Origin of the sequence: Burkholderia plantarii (assembly GCF_001411805.1) — a bacterium.
In the GTDB taxonomy this organism is placed as follows: domain Bacteria; phylum Pseudomonadota; class Gammaproteobacteria; order Burkholderiales; family Burkholderiaceae; genus Burkholderia; species Burkholderia plantarii.
In genome coordinates this window covers 2,798,205-2,816,862 of record NZ_CP007213.1, presented here as the reverse complement: position 1 = coordinate 2,816,862, position 18,658 = coordinate 2,798,205, and the positions used below count along the sequence as shown (strand labels likewise).

Below are 18,658 nucleotides of genomic sequence, written 5' to 3'. Positions count from 1 at the left end.
GCTCCTGTAGCCGGCCGGCAGTGGCGCCGGGTTCCCCAGCATTGCCCGCGCCAAATCACCGGCGTGGTGAGGCCGCGTGCGTGCGCGATCAGTGAAAAGGGGGGCAGCAGGCGGGCAGGGGTGCCCGAGAAGCTAGTTCGCAGTCCCCTCCGCGCCTACGGGCTTCGCTCGGTGGGCCGGTTTTTATGCACTAGGCCGACCGGCTCGGTGGCCCTTGTGGTGTGGAGTTCTGGGCGTTTTCCGATGCACGGGAATCATGCGTTTTGATGCGCGATGATGCAAATCGATACGTTGACGCGTGCCGTTGTGCCCCGCCCGACCTGCCCGCAAAGATGAGCGGTTTTTATGAACCATACACCGGGTGTTCTGAGCCGCCCGGCGTGGGCCGCACGGCGACCTCATGCCAGGTTGATCACGCATCCGATGGGACGAGGAGCGCAGACCGCGCCGGACTGGCTGCCATGCTCTTACCCCGCCGGTAGGCTTCGACCGACGAGGCAATTTTATTGTGCCCCGTCGTTTCTCTATCTCCACTTCAAATCCACGCCGCGAAATCGATAAGATCTTGCTCGTGCGCTGCATGACTGGCATTCCCGTTTGCCTGCATGGTTCCTACGAAGGCCATGCGAGCCGGGTCGTTCTTCTGAATGCCCAGATGAGCTTCAATTGCTCCTCGCCCCCACACCCAGATTCCGTGAGTGCGAAAGATGGCGCATAGTCGTGCGACCTCGCCAGGCATCGCTGCAGCCATCAGCCTGAATGCCTCCTCCGGCCCGACTGCCGCAACTACTCCCGTCGCGCTTTTTCTGGCTGGAAATCCGTCTGTGCCAAGTTCGAAATTTACTGTCGGTTGATTTGCAGCGAACCACGCGTGACATGCAATAAAGTCCGCGTCAGTGTTGCTTATCAAGCCGGCTTGAGGTCCGACTTTAAATGCAAAATCCAAATCGACCACTGCTTTGGGTGCGAAACCTACAGCTCTAAGAACTTGCATCATTGGAGGAATGGAGCTACTGCTTGACCCACTAACGAGGCAAGCCTTGTCTTGAACTATAGTTCTACCGGTGATTGTCTTGTAGAGCGCTGGTAGAATCATCATTTCCGTCTTTCCTTCGACTAGGAGGACGGTTTCGGAAAACATTAGATATGTGGCGTGTTGTATAGAAAAAATTACGCTAGCTTGATGTGGGTTTGTGGCTATCATGTGCGTGGCATTGGCCAGTTTGTCACGAACCACGGTTCCATTGGTCGCCGTTTTATAGACCATGCTCGTATTGAGAACATCTTCTATGCCTAGAAGTAATGGGGAGTGAGTGGAGAAGACGACTTGGAAATTTTGTTGGGAAAGAAGTTTTAGAGATTCTCGCAACAACTCAATGGCTTGGGGGTGCAAATAGAGTTCCGGTTCGTCGATAAGCAATACTGTAATGGAGCCGGCTGCTGCCTGTTGATTGATTTGTGATGCCAACAACTTTATCAAAGCCATTTGGACCGTACGCTGTGCGCCATGCCCGAACGAAGTGAATGGTCGCTGGAGGCCAGGAGTGTCCGACAAGGAGATCGCCGCGCCCTTGATCAGATCGTCAAACGATGGTGCTTCTATATCGAGGTGGAGTGAAAGTCCAGGGAAAAAATCACCAATTGCCTGAGTCGCGTCACCCTCAAGAGTGTTCAGTTCCTGTATTCGAGTAGGGCCGTTAAGGTGGGCGCCTACTGACTGCAAATCGGTTAAGACATTGTTTAAGGCTGCTGCGTTATTTGCGCGAATCTGATCGAGTGTATATTTTAAGAGTAATCCGATTGTGTTTCTTGCGGCAAAGCGGCTAATATCGTTGGCCGCATCATCCATGGCCTCTATGTAAAGAGGATCGGGAAACAGGACGCCAATTGCGTTATCCAATCCTGTTGGATTTACAACCCATTGGTCGATTGCGGGGTTGAATACGTCAACTCTTATCTGCGCTGCAGGGGCGTTCGGAATATCCTGCCGCCGTCGAAATCTCAGCTTCCCATCCACAATGTATGGATCAATTTGAGTTCGTTGGTTCGCGGGTAATAGGTTGATGTTGGTTTCTGAAATCAATCCCTCGACCATGACGGCGGTAGCAGGGTCATAGAATGCATGCGCGGGAAGAACAGATTTTCGAAGCAGCCAGCTAATTGCTCGCAATATATTGGATTTTCCAGAGTTATTATATCCAATTATGGGGTTGAAGCTGGAAAGTGGAACGCGAACCGCTGAACACGAACAGTAATTGTGGATTATAACTTCGTCTAGGCGCATGTGGTCCTCACTAGATATTGTGATCGTTTTCAAAATGCGGAAGCCTATTCGTCAAGCATACCTATGGGGGCTAGCCGCAAGCCATTCTGCGACGAGAGGGCTTGGGGATCAACGATCGCAAATACCTAGTGCCGGAGGTTATTCCGATGTCGGGTTGACGCAGCGTCAACGGGGGCGTAACAACATGTCGCCCACCAGTCCGAATGATTGCCCCGAAATGATATTGGTCAATCTGGACGCGTGTGCGCGGTCGTCCCACTCGGTCGAGTTGCTTTCGCCAATGAAAGTATGAACTAATGCCGAATCGTCACGGGAATCCTCGGCACCGGCAACACGTGCTCCAGGCGCGTAACTCTTCTACAAGAGTTTCCTGGGCAGTATGACGAGAAGGTTACAGCGATGGATGCGAAGAACTGCAAACTGTTTCAACGATCGTTGAGAGAAGTACAGTGAAATTACAGTTTGGTCGAACCTGGGTTGCCCTGATTCACCTTGTTTAGCCTTAGTTTTGCAAATTGCGAGTTGCGCAAAGCATTGAATTATAAAGGGTCGTGGTGCGCGGGTAAAACTCCGAAGGCAGCGTTTGACCGCCCCCAAGAGTTGTCTAACTTGTGCCCAGATTGCTACCGAAAGCCCCGTGAAATTGTGGACGGTATTTTTGCTAAAAGTTAGACGAAATGATGGAAGGCCTTGGTTTGACGCGATTTTCCATCCGCAAGCTGCATAGCTTCGCGGAAGTGGCGTTCCAGTGAGGCGAGCCTGGAATCCGGCGCAGGCCTTGTGGTCCGCGCCGGATTCCGGCGTGCCGGATTGGGGCTATTGCCTTGCTCGGTGTCGAGGTCGACCCCGTCGGGTCCCCATTGGACGATCAGCGTGTGAATATTGCGGGCGAATTGTTCCGGAGCGGGAATGTCTGCTCCAGAGCAACCCATCCTTGGGCGGGATGATGGTTGCGCAGACCTTGAGGCCGGAACGTTCCTGTCTGGCCTGCTGCACCTGGTCCAGACTGTAGCCACCCGTGGTGATGTACTCGTGTTTCAACCTCGTATCATTTTCCGAGGCCGCGAAGTCCACGAGGAACAGGTTGATGAAATCGATTCCCGCCGGCAAATCCTGAATGAGCGGAGGGTTCTCTTCGAAACCGTTCCGGTAACCGACGATCTGCTCTGACATGATTGCCCGTGGGTGATGATTGGCGGTGTCGGGCGGTTTGCCTGCCTGATCTGCCCGTTGCGCGGCGAAAATTGCGTTCGCCGCCTCTCCCAGTTCCATTCCATTTTTTGATCTGCCATCAGCGTTTCCAGCGTTCTTCATGGCGAGGCCGGTGGCTTGCATCAGTTACCAGCCGCAAAACAAAAGCCGCCCGGATCGTTCCGGGCGGCTTTGTCAGGCGGGGGAGTCGCTGCGCTTACCGCGTCGCGACCATGCCGCGGTCAGCGGCACTCATTGTGGCCCCAGTGCCCCGGCGGGCAGTGCGGGCGGTCGTGGCGGTGATGGTCCATCCACTCCTGGCGTTCCCAGTAGCGGTGGCCGTCCCAGTAACGGTCGCCATGCCAGCCGATCACGACAGTCGGGCCGCCCGGCGTGACGACGACTTCCGCGTGCGCGGCGGCGCTGGAGAGCGCGATACCAACAGCGACGAGCGTCGTGGCGATCAGATTGCGTTGTTTCATGGTCTTTTTCTCCTCGAAACGTGGATCAAAGGTGGCCGCCGCGTCGAATTTGCAAGGCTGCCTCGGCTTCGGCTGCGCTGCCTGCGGCGGTCACGGCACGGAATTCAGTCTGGAGATGGGGCGGATTAATTGGCGTGTGGATTTGTAACCTTGGATTTTTTTGGACGATCAGTCATCGGTCCCCGTTTGACGACCGCTCGGCCCGCGCCAAGGCGGCCGGTCCCCGCGACAGGCCGGGAGCGGGCCGCGCCGGCGGACGCCCAGTCCTCGGCGGCAAACGGACGCACCTCCGGATACGCCTCGTTACGAATCCGGGCAAGTGTTTCAGCGGGTAATCCATGAAAACGTCGCGCGGGTCCGCTACGATGGCGCTGCCTGACAGGCTGCCGAGGTTGCTTGGGTTGTCGGTCATGCACCCCGTCGACGAAGATTGACGAAAATCAAGGGTTTTCCCTTATCATCGATTTCGGGCGTCGGCCGTTGTGTAAGAACACGCACCGCGCCTCCACCGGTTTTCATCCGCGCCACCACCCGTTTCCTCATCGAATTCGCAATGCTTCGCCATCTACACCATCGCCTCAGGCATGTCGTCACGACCCGCCTGAGGACGCTTAATGTGCTCGCGGGCGCCTGGTCGCGCCGCCGGCCGCTATGGATGGTGTCGTTCGCGGTCAACGACGCGAGCCTGGCGGAAGGGCTGCGCGCCGCCTGCGCGTCGACGGCGATGCTGGTGGCCGGCAACCTGCTGCACGAGCCCGAGTTCGCCTGGGCCGCGATCGGCGCGTTCTGGACCTGCCTGGCCGACGCGGCGGGCTCGAACCGCACGCGTTTCGCGTCGATGGCGAGTTTCGCGGTGCTGTCCACGCTCTGCGGCGGCATCACCGCGTTCACTTCCGGCGTCGGCACCGTCGCCGCGCTGCTCGCGGTGCTGGTGTTCACCTCGCTCGGCGCGCTGGGCCGGATCTGGGGCGCCGCCACCGCGCAGGTGACGATCCTGGCCGCCACCGCCTGCGTGGTGATGGCCGATCGGCCAATGCACGACTGGCATGACGGGCTCGCCTTCCTTGGCGTCTACTTCGTCGGCTGCGTGCTGGCGATCGTGCTGAGCCTGACGATCTGGCGCATCCATCCGTTCGCGCAGAGCCGTGCCGCGGTGCGCGGCATCTACGTGCGGCTCGCCGATATCGCGCTCGATGCCTCGCGCCTGCTGACGGACGCGGAACAGACGCAGCGCGCGTGGGAAATGCATGCCGCGAAATACCGCTCCGACGCGCGCTCGGCGCTCGAGGCGGCGCGCCGCACGCTCGCGCGCATGCCGGTGGCGAAGACGGACCGGCGCGAGTCGTATGCGAACCTGCTGATCGCGGTGGCCGACGGCGAGCGCTGGTTCGCGCACCTGATCGCGGTGGCGGGCGTCTGTCAGCGCGGCCGGCAGACGCTGCGCGATCCGCGCCGCGCCTCGCGCGTGCTGGCCGGCATCGCCGAGCTGCTGCATCGTACCGGCGACGCGATCGACGAGGCGCCGTGGGAGCGGCCCGACGCGCTGCAGCGCCGGCTGCGCCGCTTTGCGCGCGGGCTCGACGCGGCGCTCGGCGAATCGATGACGATGGCCCTGCAGCTGGAACCCGATCCGTCCGATCTCGCGCACCTGCCGCGCCGGCAGATGTCGTGGACGCGCAGCCTGCGCGTGGTGCTCGCGCGCGCCTGGGTGACGCTGCTCGCGAACCTGTCGTGGAAGTCGATCGGGCTGCGGCACGCGGCACGCGTCTCGGTGGCCACCACGCTCGGCTTTCTGGTGGTGCGGCTGCTCGGCGTGCCGTTCGGCTACTGGACGACAATGGCGACGCTGCTGATCCTGCAGCCGTCGATCGCCGGCACCTGGCCGCGCAGCGTCGAGCGCGCCGCGGGCAGCATCGTCGGCGGCCTGCTGGCGGCCGCGATCGGGCTCGCCGTGCATTCGCCGATCGGCATCTCGCTGGTGGTGTTCCCGCTGGTCTGCGCGACCATGGCGCTGCGGCCCGTCAGCTACAGCCTGTTCGTGCTGTTCCTCACGCCCACCTTCGTGCTGGTGGCCGATTTCGCGATGCCGGCCGCGAACGAGCTGTCCTATGCGCTGACGCGGCTCGGCAACAACGTGCTCGGCTGCGTGATCGCGCTCGTCGCGACCTTCGTGCTGTGGCCCACGCGCGAGCAGATCGACATTCGCGGCCAGCTGGCCGCCGCGATCGCGGCGAACCTGCGCTATCTGGTCGACGCGATCGAGGCGCCGGGCCGCGCGAACCGCGAGGCCGAACGCCTGCGCCGCGAGGCGGGGCTCGCCAGCAACAACGCGGAAGAGGCGTTCAACCGGATTCGTCTCGAACGGCTCGACGACACGCGCTTCGACACGGCCGCCTCCACGGTGCTGGGGCTGCTGCGCCGGATGGCCGGCACCGCCGCGCATCTGCGCGCCAGCGTGCGTGGGCCGCGCATGGAGATCGACCTGGTCGAATGGGTGGCCGCCGCGAGCGACGACATCGACACGATGCTCGCCACCGGCCGCGTGCCGCCGCGCCGTCCGCTGCCGCCGCGCGAGAAGCTCGCGCAGCTCGAGATGGACGCGGTCGGGCAGATCGCGCTGCTGCAGCGCCTGATCGGCGACCTGCAACTCGACGACGGGCCGCTCGCGCGGCGCAGCGCGGTGCCGGCGCGGCGCGCGGGCTGAAACGGCATGCGGCGCGGCGAGCGGGACGCCGCGCCCCCTCGCGTGGTGAGGCGCCTCCCCGGAAATACATCGTAGTGCGAAATATTTCGCCACCGAGCCCGCCACTGCCCGCCGCCGCATGCCCGAAAAAAACGGGCGACGCGTTGCGCGTCGCCCGTCCGGACGGATCAAGCCGCTCGACGGTTACAGATAGAACATCCGGTCGTCGTCGCCACGCTCGTCGCGTTCCTGCTCCGGGGCTTCCGGTGCGCTGCTGTCCTCGCCGGTGTCCTCGTAGAAGGCGAGCACGGCTTCCAGCACCTGGTCCGGATCGTCGATCACCTGCATCAGGTTCATGTCGTCCGGGTTGATCAGCCCCATCGGAATCAGCTGGTCGCGGAACCATTGCAGCAGGCCCTGCCAGAATTCGCTGCCCACCAGGATGATCGGCACGAGGCGCGATTTCTTGGTCTGGATCAGCGTGAGCACCTCGGACAGCTCGTCGAGCGTGCCGAAGCCGCCCGGCATCACGACGACCGCGTCGGAATTCTTCACGAACGTGACCTTGCGCGTAAAGAAATGGCGGAAGCGCAGCGAGATGTCCTGATAGTTGTTGCCCGACTGCTCGTGCGGCAACTCGATGTTGAGGCCGACCGACGGCGCCTTGCCCGCGTGGGCGCCCTGGTTCGCCGCTTCCATGATGCCGGGACCGCCGCCGGAGATCACCGCGAAGCCCGCATCGGAGAGCTTGCGCGCGATCTGCATGGTCAGTTGATAGTGCGGGGAATCGGCCTTCAGGCGTGCCGAACCGTAGATGCTGACGGCAGGGCGGATCTCCGACAGGTACTCGGTCGCCTCAATAAACTCTGCCATAATCGTGAACATCTGCCACGATGCGCGGGCTTTCTTGGCCGTCGCGCGTTCTTGATCTGCGAGCGAACGCAAGCTCGGAATCACTTTTCTCTTATTCATAATGCCTGAAGAACGGAACCTGGAAGGTAAGACCCTGCTATTGGTGGATGGTTCGAGCTATCTCTATCGGGCTTACCACGCGATGCCCGATCTGCGCGGGCCGGGTGGGGAGCCGACTGGCGCGCTCTACGGGATCATCAACATGCTGCGCCGCATGCGCAAGGAAGTCCGTGCAGAGTATAGCGCGTGCGTGTTCGATGCCAAGGGCAAAACGTTCCGCGACGATCTCTATGCCGACTACAAGGCGAACCGCCCGTCGATGCCGCCCGATCTCGCGCTGCAGATCGAGCCGATCCACGAGGCCGTGCGCGCGCTCGGCTGGCCGCTGCTGATGATCGAGGGCGTGGAGGCCGACGACGTGATCGGCACGCTCGCGCACGCGGCCGAGCTGCATGGCATGAAGGTCGTGATCTCGACCGGTGACAAGGATCTCGCGCAACTCGTCACGGGCCATGTCACGCTCGTCAACACGATGACGAACGAACTGCTCGATCGCGACGGCGTGGTCGCGAAGTTCGGCGTGCCGCCCGAACGTATCGTCGATTACCTTTCGTTGATCGGCGATACCGTCGACAACGTGCCCGGGGTCGAGAAGTGCGGCCCGAAGACGGCCGTCAAATGGCTCACCCAATACCAGACGCTCGACGGCGTCGTCGAGCATGCGGCCGAGATCAAGGGCGTGGTCGGCGACAACCTGCGCCGCGCGCTCGATTTCCTGCCGCTCGCGCGCAAGCTCGTGACGGTCGAGACGGCCTGCGAACTGAAGCCGCAGGTCGAGTCGATCGAGGCGTCGCTTGCCACCGGTAGCGAGTCGCGCGCCGCGCTGCTGCCGATCTTCGAGACCTACGGCTTCAAGACCTGGCGGCGCGAGCTCGAGGCGATGCCCGAGGACGGCGTCGAGCCGACGCCCGAAGGCATCGATCCGGTGCCGGCCGCCGCCGAGATCGAGCGCAACTACGAAACCGTGCAGACCTGGGCGCAGTTCGACGCGTGGCTCGCGAAGATCGACGCGGCCGCGCTGACCTCGTTCGACACCGAGACGACTTCGCTCGACCCGATGGTCGCGCAGATCGTCGGCCTGTCGCTTTCGACCGAGCCCGGCAGCGCCGCCTACGTGCCGGTCGCGCATCGCGGCCCCGACGCGCCCGAGCAGCTGCCGCGCGACGAGGTGCTCGCCAGGCTCAAGCCATGGCTCGAAAATCCGGCGCGCAAGAAGGTCGGCCAGCATCTGAAATACGACGCGCAGGTGCTCGCCAATTACGACATCGCGCTGAATGGCGTCGAGCACGACACGCTGCTCCAATCCTACGTGCTCGAATCGCATCGCACGCACGACATGGACAGCCTCGCACTGCGCCATCTCGGCGTCAAGACGATCAAGTACGAGGAAGTGGCGGGCAAGGGCGCGCAGCAGATCGGCTTCGACGAAGTGGCGCTCGACGTGGCTGCCGCCTACGCGGCCGAGGATGCCGACATCACGCTGCAACTGCATCGCGCCATGTATCCGCAGGTCGAGCGCGAAGCGGGCCTGAAGCGCGTCTATGCCGAGATCGAGCTGCCGGTGTCGTTCGTGCTGCGCAGGATGGAGCGCACCGGTGTGCTGATCGACAGCGGCCGGCTCGAGGTGCAGAGCCGCGAGATCGCGGCGCGGCTCATCGAGCTGGAAGGCGAGGCCTACACGCTCGCGGGCGGCGAATTCAACCTCGGCTCGCCGAAGCAGATCGGCCAGATCTTCTTCGAGAAGCTGCAGCTGCCGGTGGTGAAGAAGACGCCGAGCGGGGCGCCGTCCACCGACGAGGAAGTGCTGCAGAAGCTCGCCGAGGATTACCCGTTGCCGAAGCTGCTGCTCGAACATCGCGGCCTGTCGAAGCTGAAGTCCACCTACACCGACAAGCTGCCGCGCATGATCAACGCCAGCACGGGCCGCGTCCATACCAACTACGCGCAGGCCGTGGCCGTGACGGGGCGGCTCGCCTCGAACGATCCGAACCTGCAGAACATTCCCGTGCGCACGGCCGAGGGCCGGCGCATCCGCGAGGCGTTCATCGCCGCGCCGGGCTGCAAGATCGTGTCGGCCGACTATTCGCAGATCGAGCTGCGCATCATGGCGCACATCTCCGGCGACGAATCGCTGCTGCGCGCGTTCTCGCAGGGCGAGGACATCCACCGCGCGACGGCTGCCGAGGTGTTCGGCGTGACGCCGCTCGAGGTCAGCACCGACCAGCGCCGCATCGCCAAGGTGATCAACTTTGGGCTGATCTACGGCATGAGCGCGTTCGGCCTCGCCTCGAATCTCGGCATCACGCGCGACGCGGCCAAGCTCTACATCGACCGCTATTTCGCGCGTTATCCGGGCGTGGCGAACTACATGGAAACCACGCGCGCGTCGGCCAAGGCGCAGGGCTACGTCGAAACCGTGTTCGGCCGACGCCTGTGGCTGCCCGAGATCAACGGCGGCAACGGCCCGCGCCGCCAGGCGGCCGAGCGTGCCGCGATCAACGCGCCGATGCAGGGCACGGCTGCCGACCTGATCAAGCTGTCGATGATCGCCGTCGACGGCTGGCTCGAGCGCGACGGCCTGCGCTCGCGCATGATCATGCAGGTCCACGATGAACTCGTGCTCGAGGTGCCCGACGCCGAGCTGGCGCTGGTGCGCGAGAAGCTGCCCGAGATGATGGGCGGCGTCGCGAAGCTGAAGGTGCCGCTGGTGGCCGAGGTCGGCGCCGGCGACAACTGGGAGGAAGCCCACTGACCGGTATGGCACGGGCCGCCGCGCACGCCGCCGCCCGATGCGCCGCCGCGCGAACGACACCTGATACCCGAGGCACGATTCCTGCGGCGGGCACCCAGGGCGCGCACCGCACATCGCCATCCCGCGAAGCGGACGCGCCGGCTGCCGGCCGTCCGCGATGCCACGTCGCCGCCCGGCCGCATGCGTTCCCGAACCGCGAAAGGGGGATTGATGCATCGTTTCATCATCGTAGGCGGCGGCGCCGGCGGGCTCGAACTCGCTACCCGGCTTGGCGACCGCTACGGCGCGCGCGGCAGGCGCGAGGCCCGCGCGCTGGTCACGCTGGTCGACCGTTATCCGACCCACATCTGGAAACCGCTGCTGCACGAGGTGGCCGCGGGCAGCATGGACCCTTTTACACAGGAGCTTGAATATGCCGCCCAGGCGCGCTGGCATGGCTTCGAGTTCCAGCAGGGCGAGCTGACCTCGATCGATCGCGGCGCGCGCCGCGTCGTGGTGGCCGCGGTACATGACAGCGACGGCCTTGAACTGATGCCCGAGCGCGTGCTCGAATACGACACGCTGGTCATCGCGATCGGTAGCACCACTCACTTTTTCGGCGTCGACGGCGCGCAGCAGCACGCGATCGCGCTCGACACCGTGGGCGAGGCCGAGCGCTTCCGCAAGCGCCTGATCGCGGCCTGCATCCGCGCCGAATACCGCGTCCCGGAGCCGGAGCCCGTACAGACGGCCGTCATGCCGGAGCTGCCCGAGTCGCTCCAGCTGGCGGCACCGGCCGAACCGCGCGTGCAGGTCGCGATCGTCGGCGCCGGCGCGACCGGCGTGGAGCTGTCCGCCGAGTTGCGCAACACCGCCCAGGTCCTGGCCGCCTACGGTCTGCACAAGCTCGACCCGAAGCATGACGTCGGCATCGTGCTGATCGAATCGGGGCCGCGCATCCTGCCCGCGCTGCCCGAACGCGTGTCGAACGCGACCGCCGAACTGCTCGGCAAGCTCGGCGTGCGGCTGATGATGGGCGAGCGCGTGACCGAGGTCGCGCCGGGGCTCGTGCGGACCGCGAGCGGCCAGACGGTGCGCGCCGACCTGACGGTCTGGGCGGCCGGCATCAAGGCGCCGGCCTTGCTGTCGCGGCTCGACGGCCTCGAGGTGAACCGACTGGGCCAGCTCGTGGTGCGCCAGACGCTGCAGACCACGCTCGACGACGACGTGTTCGCGCTCGGTGACTGCGCCGCCTGCGCTTGGGTCGGCTCCGATCGAGGCGTGCCGCCGCGCGCGCAGGCCGCGCACCAGCAGGCCAGCTTCCTGTTGCGCGCGCTGGCCTGCCGGCTCGAACGGCGGCCGCTACCGTCGTTCACCTATCGCGACTTCGGCTCGCTGGTCTCGCTCGGCCACTTCAGCGCGGTCGGCAGCCTGATGGGCGGCCTGATCGGCGGCAACATGCTGATCGAGGGGCTGTTCGCGCGCTTCATGTACATGTCGCTGTACCGGCTTCATATTGCTGCGCTGCATGGCTATCCGCGCATGATGCTCGACACCGTCGCGCACTGGCTGCGCCGCTCGACGCTGCCGCGCGTGAAGCTGCACTGACCGGCCGCGAGGCGCCGGCCGCCGGCTGGCGCCTCGCTGACGCCGGGCTGGCGGCGCGCTGACAGGCGGCCGGCGGGCGGCACGGCGTGCGCGAAACAGTTGACGGCGCCGGCCATGTTTCGGCATCGTGTGCGGGTTCCGGGCGAACGGGGACGGATGGATGTCCGCCGTTCCCGTCAGCGCCCGTTCGAATCCCCGGTGTCGCCGCCGTGCCCCGGTGCCACCGCCGCGCTGAATAACCAGGAGCCCTCCATGCTGAAACCCGAAGTGGACAGTCTCGTTCCGCACGTCCCGTTCAGTCGCCGCCGCTTCGTGCAGGCGGCGCTCGGCGGCTCGTTCGCCGCCGCGGTGCTGCCGGTGTCCGCACAAACGATCACGACCGACAGCAACGGCCTCGACTGCGACACGGTCGAGATCCGCTCGGGCGACGCGAGCGTGCCCGCCTACCGCGCGCAGCCGGACGGCAAGAGCAACCTGCCGGTGATCGTCGTGATCCACGAGGTGTTCGGGGTCCACGCGCACATCGCCGACGTCTGCCGCCGCTTTGCGAAGCTCGGCTATCTCGCGATCGCGCCGGACCTGTACGCGCGACAGGGCGATCCGTCGAAATATCCGACCATCCAGGGCCTCTACGAGGCGATCGTCAGCAAGGTGCCCGATCGTCAGGTCAGCGAGGATCTCGACGCGACGGTCGCGTGGGCCGGCAAGAACGGCGGGGATCTGACGCGACTCGGCGTCAACGGCTTCTGCTGGGGCGGCCGTCAGGCCTGGCTGTTCGCCGAGCACAATCCGCACGTGCGCGCGGCGGTGGCCTGGTACGGCAAGGTGGTCGGCGATCGCAACGAGATGACGCCGTTCAATCCGATCGACCACGCGGCCGACCTGAAGGGGCCGGTGCTCGGCCTGTATGGCGCGAAGGACGACAGCATTGCGCAGGACACTCTGGCCCAGATGCGCGGCAAGCTGCTCGCGAGCGGCACGCAGGCCGGCCGCGAGTCGGAGATCCTCGCCTATCCGGATGCGGCGCACGCATTCTTCGCCGACTACCGGCCGAGCTACGTGAAGGCCGATGCCGAGGACGGCTGGAAGCGCGCGCTCGCGTGGTTCCACAAGTACGGCGTCATGTGACGCCGTGAGCGCGGATCAGGGATTCGGGCCGGTCGCGACCGGCCGCGACGGGTCCGCGCTCCATTCGCTCCACGAGCCCGCGTACAGCAGCGGGTTGTGGAGCCCGGCGATTTCCATGGCCAGCGCGTTATGGCAGGCCGTCACGCCCGAGCCGCACTGCAGGATCACGTTGTTGGCCGGCTGGTCGCCGATCACGCCCACCCATTCGTCGCGCAGTTCGTGGCCGCTCTTGAAGCGGCCTTCCGGGTTCAGGTTGTCCTTGAAGAAGCGGTTCACGGCGCCGGGGATATGGCCGCCGACGCGGTCGAGCGTCTCGTTCTCGCCGCGATAGCGGTCCGCGGCACGCGCATCCACCACCAGCCGCGCTTTCGACGCGAGGTTGGCGACCACGGCCGCCGCGTCGATCACGGTCGCGAGCGGCGGCTGCGCGCGAAAATCGCCGGCGCGTTCGGCCGGCACGTCGCGCGTGAGCGCGCCGCCCGCCGCCTGCCACGCCTGCAGGCCGCCGTCGAGCACCGCCACCGAATCGTGGCCGAGCCAGCGCAGCAGCCACCACAGCCGCGCCGCGTACATGCCGCCGTGCGCGTCGTAGGCGACCACCTGCTGGTTCGCGTGCAGGCCCTGCGCGGCGAGCGTCGCGACCAGCGTTTCGCGCGCGGGCAGCGGATGGCGACCGTTGCTGCCCGTCTTCGGGCCGGACAGGTCGCGGTCGATGTTCAGGTAGCGCGCGCCGGGCAGATGGCCGGCCGCGTAGGCTTGCGCGCCGGCGTCGGAATCGGTCAGATCGAAGCGGCAATCGAACACGAGGACGCTGTCCGGCGCGGCGGCGAGACGTTCCGCCAGATTGTCGGCGGAGATGAGCGTCGTGTAATGAGTGTGGGACATGGTAGCTCCTGCGGGGGAAACGGGCGGGAACCAACAAGTCTAAACAAAAAAGACAGGCCGAAGCCTGTCTTTTGCGGGTCCCGCCGATGCGATGCCTAGCGCGTCAGATCGCGCCCAACTTGCGGCGCAGGAACTCGTGAAAGTGCTGCATGCCGTCTTCCATCGGGCTCTGGTAGGGCCCGACCTGCGACTCGCCACGCTCCATCAGCGCGCGGCGGCCCGCATCCATGCGCAGTGCGATCTCGTCGTCCTCGACCGCCGTTTCCATGTAGGCCGCGCGTTCCGCCTCGACGAATTCGCGCTCGAACAGCGCGATTTCCTCGGGGTAATAGAACTCGACGATATTGGTCGTCTTCTGCGGGCCGCGCGGGATCAGCCACGACACCACGAGCACGTGCGGGTACCACTCGATCATCAGGCCCGGGTAATAGACCATCCAGATCGCGCCAAACTCCGGCGGCACGCCGTCGCGGAAGCGCAGCACCTGCTCGTGCCACTTCTGGTAGGTCGGGCTGCCCGGCTTGGCGAGCGCGTTATGCACGCCGACCGTCTGCACGCTGTACCAGTCGCCGAACTCCCATTTGAGATCGTCGCAGGACACGAAGCTGCCGAGGCCCGGATGGAACGGGACGACGTGGTAATCCTCGAGGTAGACCTCGATGAACGTCTTCCAGTTGTAGTCGCATTCATGCACTTCGACGTGATCGAACAGGTAGTCCGAGAAGTTGAAGTGATGGCGCGTGCCGAGGTTCGCGAGATCCTTGGCAACGTTGCGGCCTTCGGCCTCGAACAGCAGGCCCTGCCAGTTCTGCAGCGGGGTGCTGTTCAGGTTCAGGCAGGGTTTGTCGGGGAAGTGCGGCGCCCCGAGCAGCTGGCCATCGAGATCGTAGGTCCAGCGGTGCAGCGGACACACGATGTTGTTCGTGTGGCCGCGGCCGTTCAGCATGATCGCCTGCCGGTGACGGCAGACATTGGAAAGCAGCTCGATGCGGGATTCCTGGTTGCGCACCAGCACGCGGCCTTCCTTTTCGGACGGCAGCGCAAAATAATCTCCTGCTTCGGGCACCATCAACTCGTGCCCGATGTAACGAGGTCCTTGCCTGAAGAGAGTCTCGACTTCACGCGCCAGAAGCGCCTCGTCGAAATAAGCCGTGGCTGGAAGTTGGCTGGATGCCGACTTCAACTGCAGCGCGTCGCTCAGATTGGACATTCCCACTCCCGGTGAAAGCGTGAAAGCAGTGAACAACCCAACCATCGAAGAATCGATTTAGGGGAACCGATGATTATACCCGGGACTACCTCCGAGGGGTAAGTTAAGTGCCTGATTTGTGTCAAAATTTCGACCGCTGCTTGCGACATTTCGCCTTGCCCCTGTAGGGCGCGCCACGTTGACGGGGGCGGATCGGTCACGCGGACGGGGCCTCGATTCCGCTTTTGCCGTAGAATGTCCGACTTGTTTTTAAATTTGACACCTCGTCCCATGGCGAAAAACGCAACTCCGGACGCTGCGGCGTCGGGCGCCGGCTCCGATTCGGCGCCGGCTTCCTACGAAACGGCGCTCGAGGAGCTTGAGACGCTGGTCGCACGGATGGAGGGCGGGACCCTGAGCCTCGAGGATTCGCTCGGCGCGTATCGCCGCGGCGCAGTCCTTGTTGCGTTTTGCCAACAGCAGCTCGACAAGGTGGAGCAGCAGGTGCGCGTGCTCGACGGGGCCGCGCTGAAGCCGCACTCCACCGGCGTGGCCGCTACGGACGGCGAAGACGACGATCTATGACATTCGAACAATGGATGCGCGCGGTGCTGGCGCGCGTCGAAGATGCGCTTGGCCACTATTTGCCGGCCGAGACGGTGGTTCCCGGCACGCTTCACGAAGCGATGCGCTATGCCGTGATGGGTGGGGGCAAACGCGTGCGGCCGCTGCTGTGCCATGCGGCCGGTGAGCTGACGGGCGCGAGCGAGGCGGCCAGCAATGCCGCGTCGGCCGCGCTGGAGATGATCCACGTCTATTCGCTCGTCCACGACGACATGCCGTGCATGGACGACGACGCGCTGCGTCGCGGCAAGCCGACCGTCCACGTGCAGTACGACGAGCCGACCGCGCTGCTGGTCGGTGACGCGCTGCAGTCGCAGGCGTTCGTCGCGCTGACCGATGCCGCCGCGCTCTCGCCGCAGCAGCAGGCCGCGCTGGTGCGCGAGCTGGCGCTCGCGAGCGGCTCGATCGGCATGGCCGGCGGGCAGGCGATCGACCTCGCCAGCGTCGGCCAGACGCTGACGCGCGAACAGCTCGAGACGATGCACCGGATGAAGACAGGCGCGCTGCTGCGTGCCTCGGTGCGTATGGGTGCGCTGTCTGGCGAGACGCCGACCGAGGACACGATGCGCGCGCTCGACGCCTACGCGGCCGCGGTCGGCCTCGCGTTCCAGGTGGTCGACGACATTCTCGACGTCACGACTGATTCCGCCACGCTCGGCAAGACGGCGGGCAAGGACGCGGCGGCCAACAAGCCCACCTACGTGTCGATCATCGGTCTCGATGCGTCGCGCGAGCTGGCCGCGCAGCTGCGTGCCGATGCGCACGCGGCGCTGCAACCGTTCGGCGCGCGCGCGCAGCGCCTCGCCGAACTCGCCGACCTGGTAGTGAACCGGGTCAGCTGACGCGAAAGCCCGCCGCCGCGCCTGGCCTTGCAAGAAGGCGCGCGAAGGAGTGCGGGCGCGTTTGATTTCCTACAATGGAACGACGATGTACGACCTGCTGAAAACCATCGACGATCCGGCGGACCTGCGCCGCCTCGATCGCCGCCAACTGCAACCGCTCGCCGACGAGCTGCGCGCGTTCGTGCTCGACAGCGTGTCGAAGACGGGCGGCCATTTGTCGTCCAACCTCGGCACCGTCGAACTGACGCTGGCGCTGCACTACGTGTTCAACACGCCGAACGATCGCATCGTGTGGGATGTCGGTCACCAGACTTATCCGCACAAGATCCTGACCGGCCGCCGTGACCAGATGGACACGCTGCGCCAGTTCGACGGCATCTCGGGCTTCCCGCGCCGCTCGGAGTCGGTCTACGACACCTTCGGCACCGCGCACTCGAGTACCTCGATCTCGGCCGCGCTCGGCATGGCGATCGGCAGCCAGCTGAATGGCGACGACCGCTTCTCGATCGCCGTGATCGGCGACGGCGCGATGACGGCCGGCATGGCGTTCGAGGCGATGAACAACGCCGGCGTGTCGGAGGACGCGAAGCTGCTCGTGATCCTCAACGACAACGACATGTCGATCTCGCCGCCGGTCGGCGCGCTGAACCGCCATCTCGCGCGCCTTATGTCGGGCCGTTTCTATGCGGCCGCGCGTGCCGGCGTGGAGAAGGTGCTGAGCGTCGCGCCGCCCGTGCTCGAACTCGCGCGCAAGCTCGAGGAGCACGCGAAGGGCATGGTCGTGCCGGCCACGCTGTTCGAGGAATTCGGCTTCAACTACATCGGCCCGATCGACGGACACGACCTCGATTCGCTGATCCCGACGCTGCAGAACATCAAGGAACTGCGCGGCCCGCAGTTCCTGCACGTGGTCACCAAGAAAGGCCAGGGCTACAAGCTCGCCGAGGCCGATCCGGTGCTCTACCACGGCCCGGGCAAGTTCAATCCGGCCGAAGGCATCAAGCCGTCGGCGACGCCCGCCAAGAAGACCTACACGCAGGTGTTTGGCGAGTGGCTCTGCGACATGGCCGAGCTCGACGCGCGCGTGGTCGGTATCACGCCGGCGATGCGCGAGGGTTCGGGCATGGTCGAGTTCGAGAAGCGCTTCCCCGACCGTTACTACGACGTCGGCATCGCCGAACAGCACGCCGTGACGTTCGCGGGCGGCCTCGCGACCGAAGGCCTCAAGCCGGTGGTGGCGATCTACTCGACGTTCCTGCAGCGCGCCTACGACCAGCTGATCCATGACGTTGCGCTGCAGAACCTGCCGGTGGTGTTCGCGATCGACCGCGCCGGCCTGGTCGGTGCCGACGGCGCGACGCATGCGGGCGCCTACGATCTCGCGTTCCTGCGCTGCATCCCGAACATGACGGTGATGGCCGCGTCGGACGAGGACGAATGCCGCCAGATGCTCTACACGGCGGTGCAGCAGCCGAACCCGACGGCCGTGCGCTATCCGCGCGGCGCCGGCGCCGGCGTGCCGACCGTGAAGGCGATGACGGCGCTGCCGGTCGGCAAGGGCGAAGTGCGCCGCCGCTCGGCGCAGCCCGAGGGCAAGCGCGTGGCGATCCTCGCGTTCGGCACGATGGTCGCGCCGTCGCTCGCGGCGGCCGAGGAGCTCGACGCCACCGTGGCCAACATGCGCTTCGTGAAGCCGGTGGACGCGGAGCTGATCCGCGAACTCGCCGAGACGCACGACTACCTCGTGACGGTCGAGGAAGGCTGCGTGCAGGGCGGGGCCGGTTCGGCCTGCGTGGAAGCCCTGATGGAAAGTGGGGTTATCCGGCCCGTACTACAATTGGGCCTGCCCGATCGCTTCATCGATCACGGCGACCCGGCCAAGCTGCTGTCGCTGTGCGGCCTCGATGCGGCGGGCATCGCGAAATCAATTCGCGAGCGCTTCCTGAGCCAGTCCGCCGAGCTCGCCAAGCAGGCGAAGCGGGTGGCCTGACGCAACGGATGGCAGGGCCGCTCGGCGGCCCCTCCGTCGCATCCGGAAC

Annotated in this window: 13 protein-coding genes; 7 read left to right on the top strand and 6 right to left on the bottom strand. The window is 65.0% G+C overall.

The window, feature by feature from the left end:
* Positions 1 to 535: 535 nt before the first annotated feature.
* From bpln_RS34670 to bpln_RS28630, 3 genes are all read right to left on the bottom strand, one after another.
* Positions 536 to 2,284, bottom strand: a complete 1,749-nt coding sequence (locus tag bpln_RS34670) for an ATP-dependent nuclease (protein ID WP_082465474.1) — start codon at positions 2,282 to 2,284, stop codon at positions 536 to 538.
* Between the two features lie 816 nt (positions 2,285 to 3,100).
* Positions 3,101 to 3,619, bottom strand: coding sequence for a hypothetical protein (locus bpln_RS36310; protein WP_148654218.1), 519 nt, complete (start codon positions 3,617 to 3,619; stop codon positions 3,101 to 3,103).
* A 98-nt stretch (positions 3,620 to 3,717) separates the two neighbouring features.
* Positions 3,718 to 3,957, bottom strand: a complete 240-nt coding sequence (locus bpln_RS28630; protein WP_042628518.1) for a hypothetical protein — start codon at positions 3,955 to 3,957, stop codon at positions 3,718 to 3,720.
* Positions 3,958 to 4,510: 553 nt separating this feature from the next.
* Between bpln_RS28630 and bpln_RS28625 the strand changes: the two genes are divergently transcribed.
* Positions 4,511 to 6,661 (top strand): FUSC family protein, encoded by a 2,151-nt coding sequence (locus bpln_RS28625; protein ID WP_055140708.1) that lies wholly within the window; start codon positions 4,511 to 4,513, stop codon positions 6,659 to 6,661.
* Between the two features lie 183 nt (positions 6,662 to 6,844).
* On the opposite strand, the gene bpln_RS28620 is transcribed toward bpln_RS28625, so the two are convergent.
* Positions 6,845 to 7,612 (bottom strand): LOG family protein, encoded by a 768-nt coding sequence (locus tag bpln_RS28620; RefSeq protein WP_042628516.1) that lies wholly within the window; start codon positions 7,610 to 7,612, stop codon positions 6,845 to 6,847.
* A gap of 1 nt (position 7,613) precedes the next feature.
* On the opposite strand from bpln_RS28620, the gene polA reads away from it, so the two are divergent.
* The 3 genes from polA (at position 7,614) to bpln_RS28605 (ending at position 13,079) form a co-directional block, all read left to right on the top strand.
* Positions 7,614 to 10,364: a DNA polymerase I gene (gene polA, locus bpln_RS28615; protein WP_042628515.1), complete on the top strand. Its 2,751-nt coding sequence runs from the start codon at positions 7,614 to 7,616 to the stop codon at positions 10,362 to 10,364.
* Positions 10,365 to 10,574: 210 nt separating this feature from the next.
* Positions 10,575 to 11,951 carry an NAD(P)/FAD-dependent oxidoreductase gene (locus tag bpln_RS28610; protein WP_055140707.1) on the top strand — a complete coding sequence of 459 codons (1,377 nt, stop codon included), beginning with the start codon at positions 10,575 to 10,577 and terminating at the stop codon, positions 11,949 to 11,951.
* 252 nt (positions 11,952 to 12,203) lie between these two features.
* Positions 12,204 to 13,079 carry a dienelactone hydrolase family protein gene (locus bpln_RS28605; RefSeq protein WP_042629561.1) on the top strand — a complete coding sequence of 292 codons (876 nt, stop codon included), beginning with the start codon at positions 12,204 to 12,206 and terminating at the stop codon, positions 13,077 to 13,079.
* 15 nt (positions 13,080 to 13,094) lie between these two features.
* Here the strand turns inward: bpln_RS28605 and bpln_RS28600 are convergent, their stop codons facing one another.
* A complete protein-coding gene (locus bpln_RS28600) occupies positions 13,095 to 13,964 on the bottom strand; it encodes a sulfurtransferase (protein WP_042628513.1) in 870 nt (289 codons plus the stop codon).
* A gap of 103 nt (positions 13,965 to 14,067) precedes the next feature.
* Positions 14,068 to 15,174 carry an aromatic ring-hydroxylating oxygenase subunit alpha gene (locus bpln_RS28595; RefSeq protein WP_042628512.1) on the bottom strand — a complete coding sequence of 369 codons (1,107 nt, stop codon included), beginning with the start codon at positions 15,172 to 15,174 and terminating at the stop codon, positions 14,068 to 14,070.
* Positions 15,175 to 15,444: 270 nt separating this feature from the next.
* Here bpln_RS28595 and bpln_RS28590 point away from each other — a divergent pair, with 270 nt between their 5' ends.
* From bpln_RS28590 to dxs, 3 genes are all read left to right on the top strand, one after another.
* A complete protein-coding gene (locus bpln_RS28590; protein ID WP_042628511.1) occupies positions 15,445 to 15,738 on the top strand; it encodes an exodeoxyribonuclease VII small subunit in 294 nt (97 codons plus the stop codon).
* Positions 15,735 to 16,619: a polyprenyl synthetase family protein gene (locus tag bpln_RS28585; RefSeq protein ID WP_055140706.1), complete on the top strand. Its 885-nt coding sequence runs from the start codon at positions 15,735 to 15,737 to the stop codon at positions 16,617 to 16,619. The genes bpln_RS28590 and bpln_RS28585 overlap by 4 nt, the downstream gene beginning before the upstream one ends.
* A gap of 85 nt (positions 16,620 to 16,704) precedes the next feature.
* Positions 16,705 to 18,609, top strand: a complete 1,905-nt coding sequence (gene dxs, locus bpln_RS28580) for a 1-deoxy-D-xylulose-5-phosphate synthase (RefSeq protein WP_042628509.1) — start codon at positions 16,705 to 16,707, stop codon at positions 18,607 to 18,609.
* Positions 18,610 to 18,658: the final 49 nt, after the last annotated feature.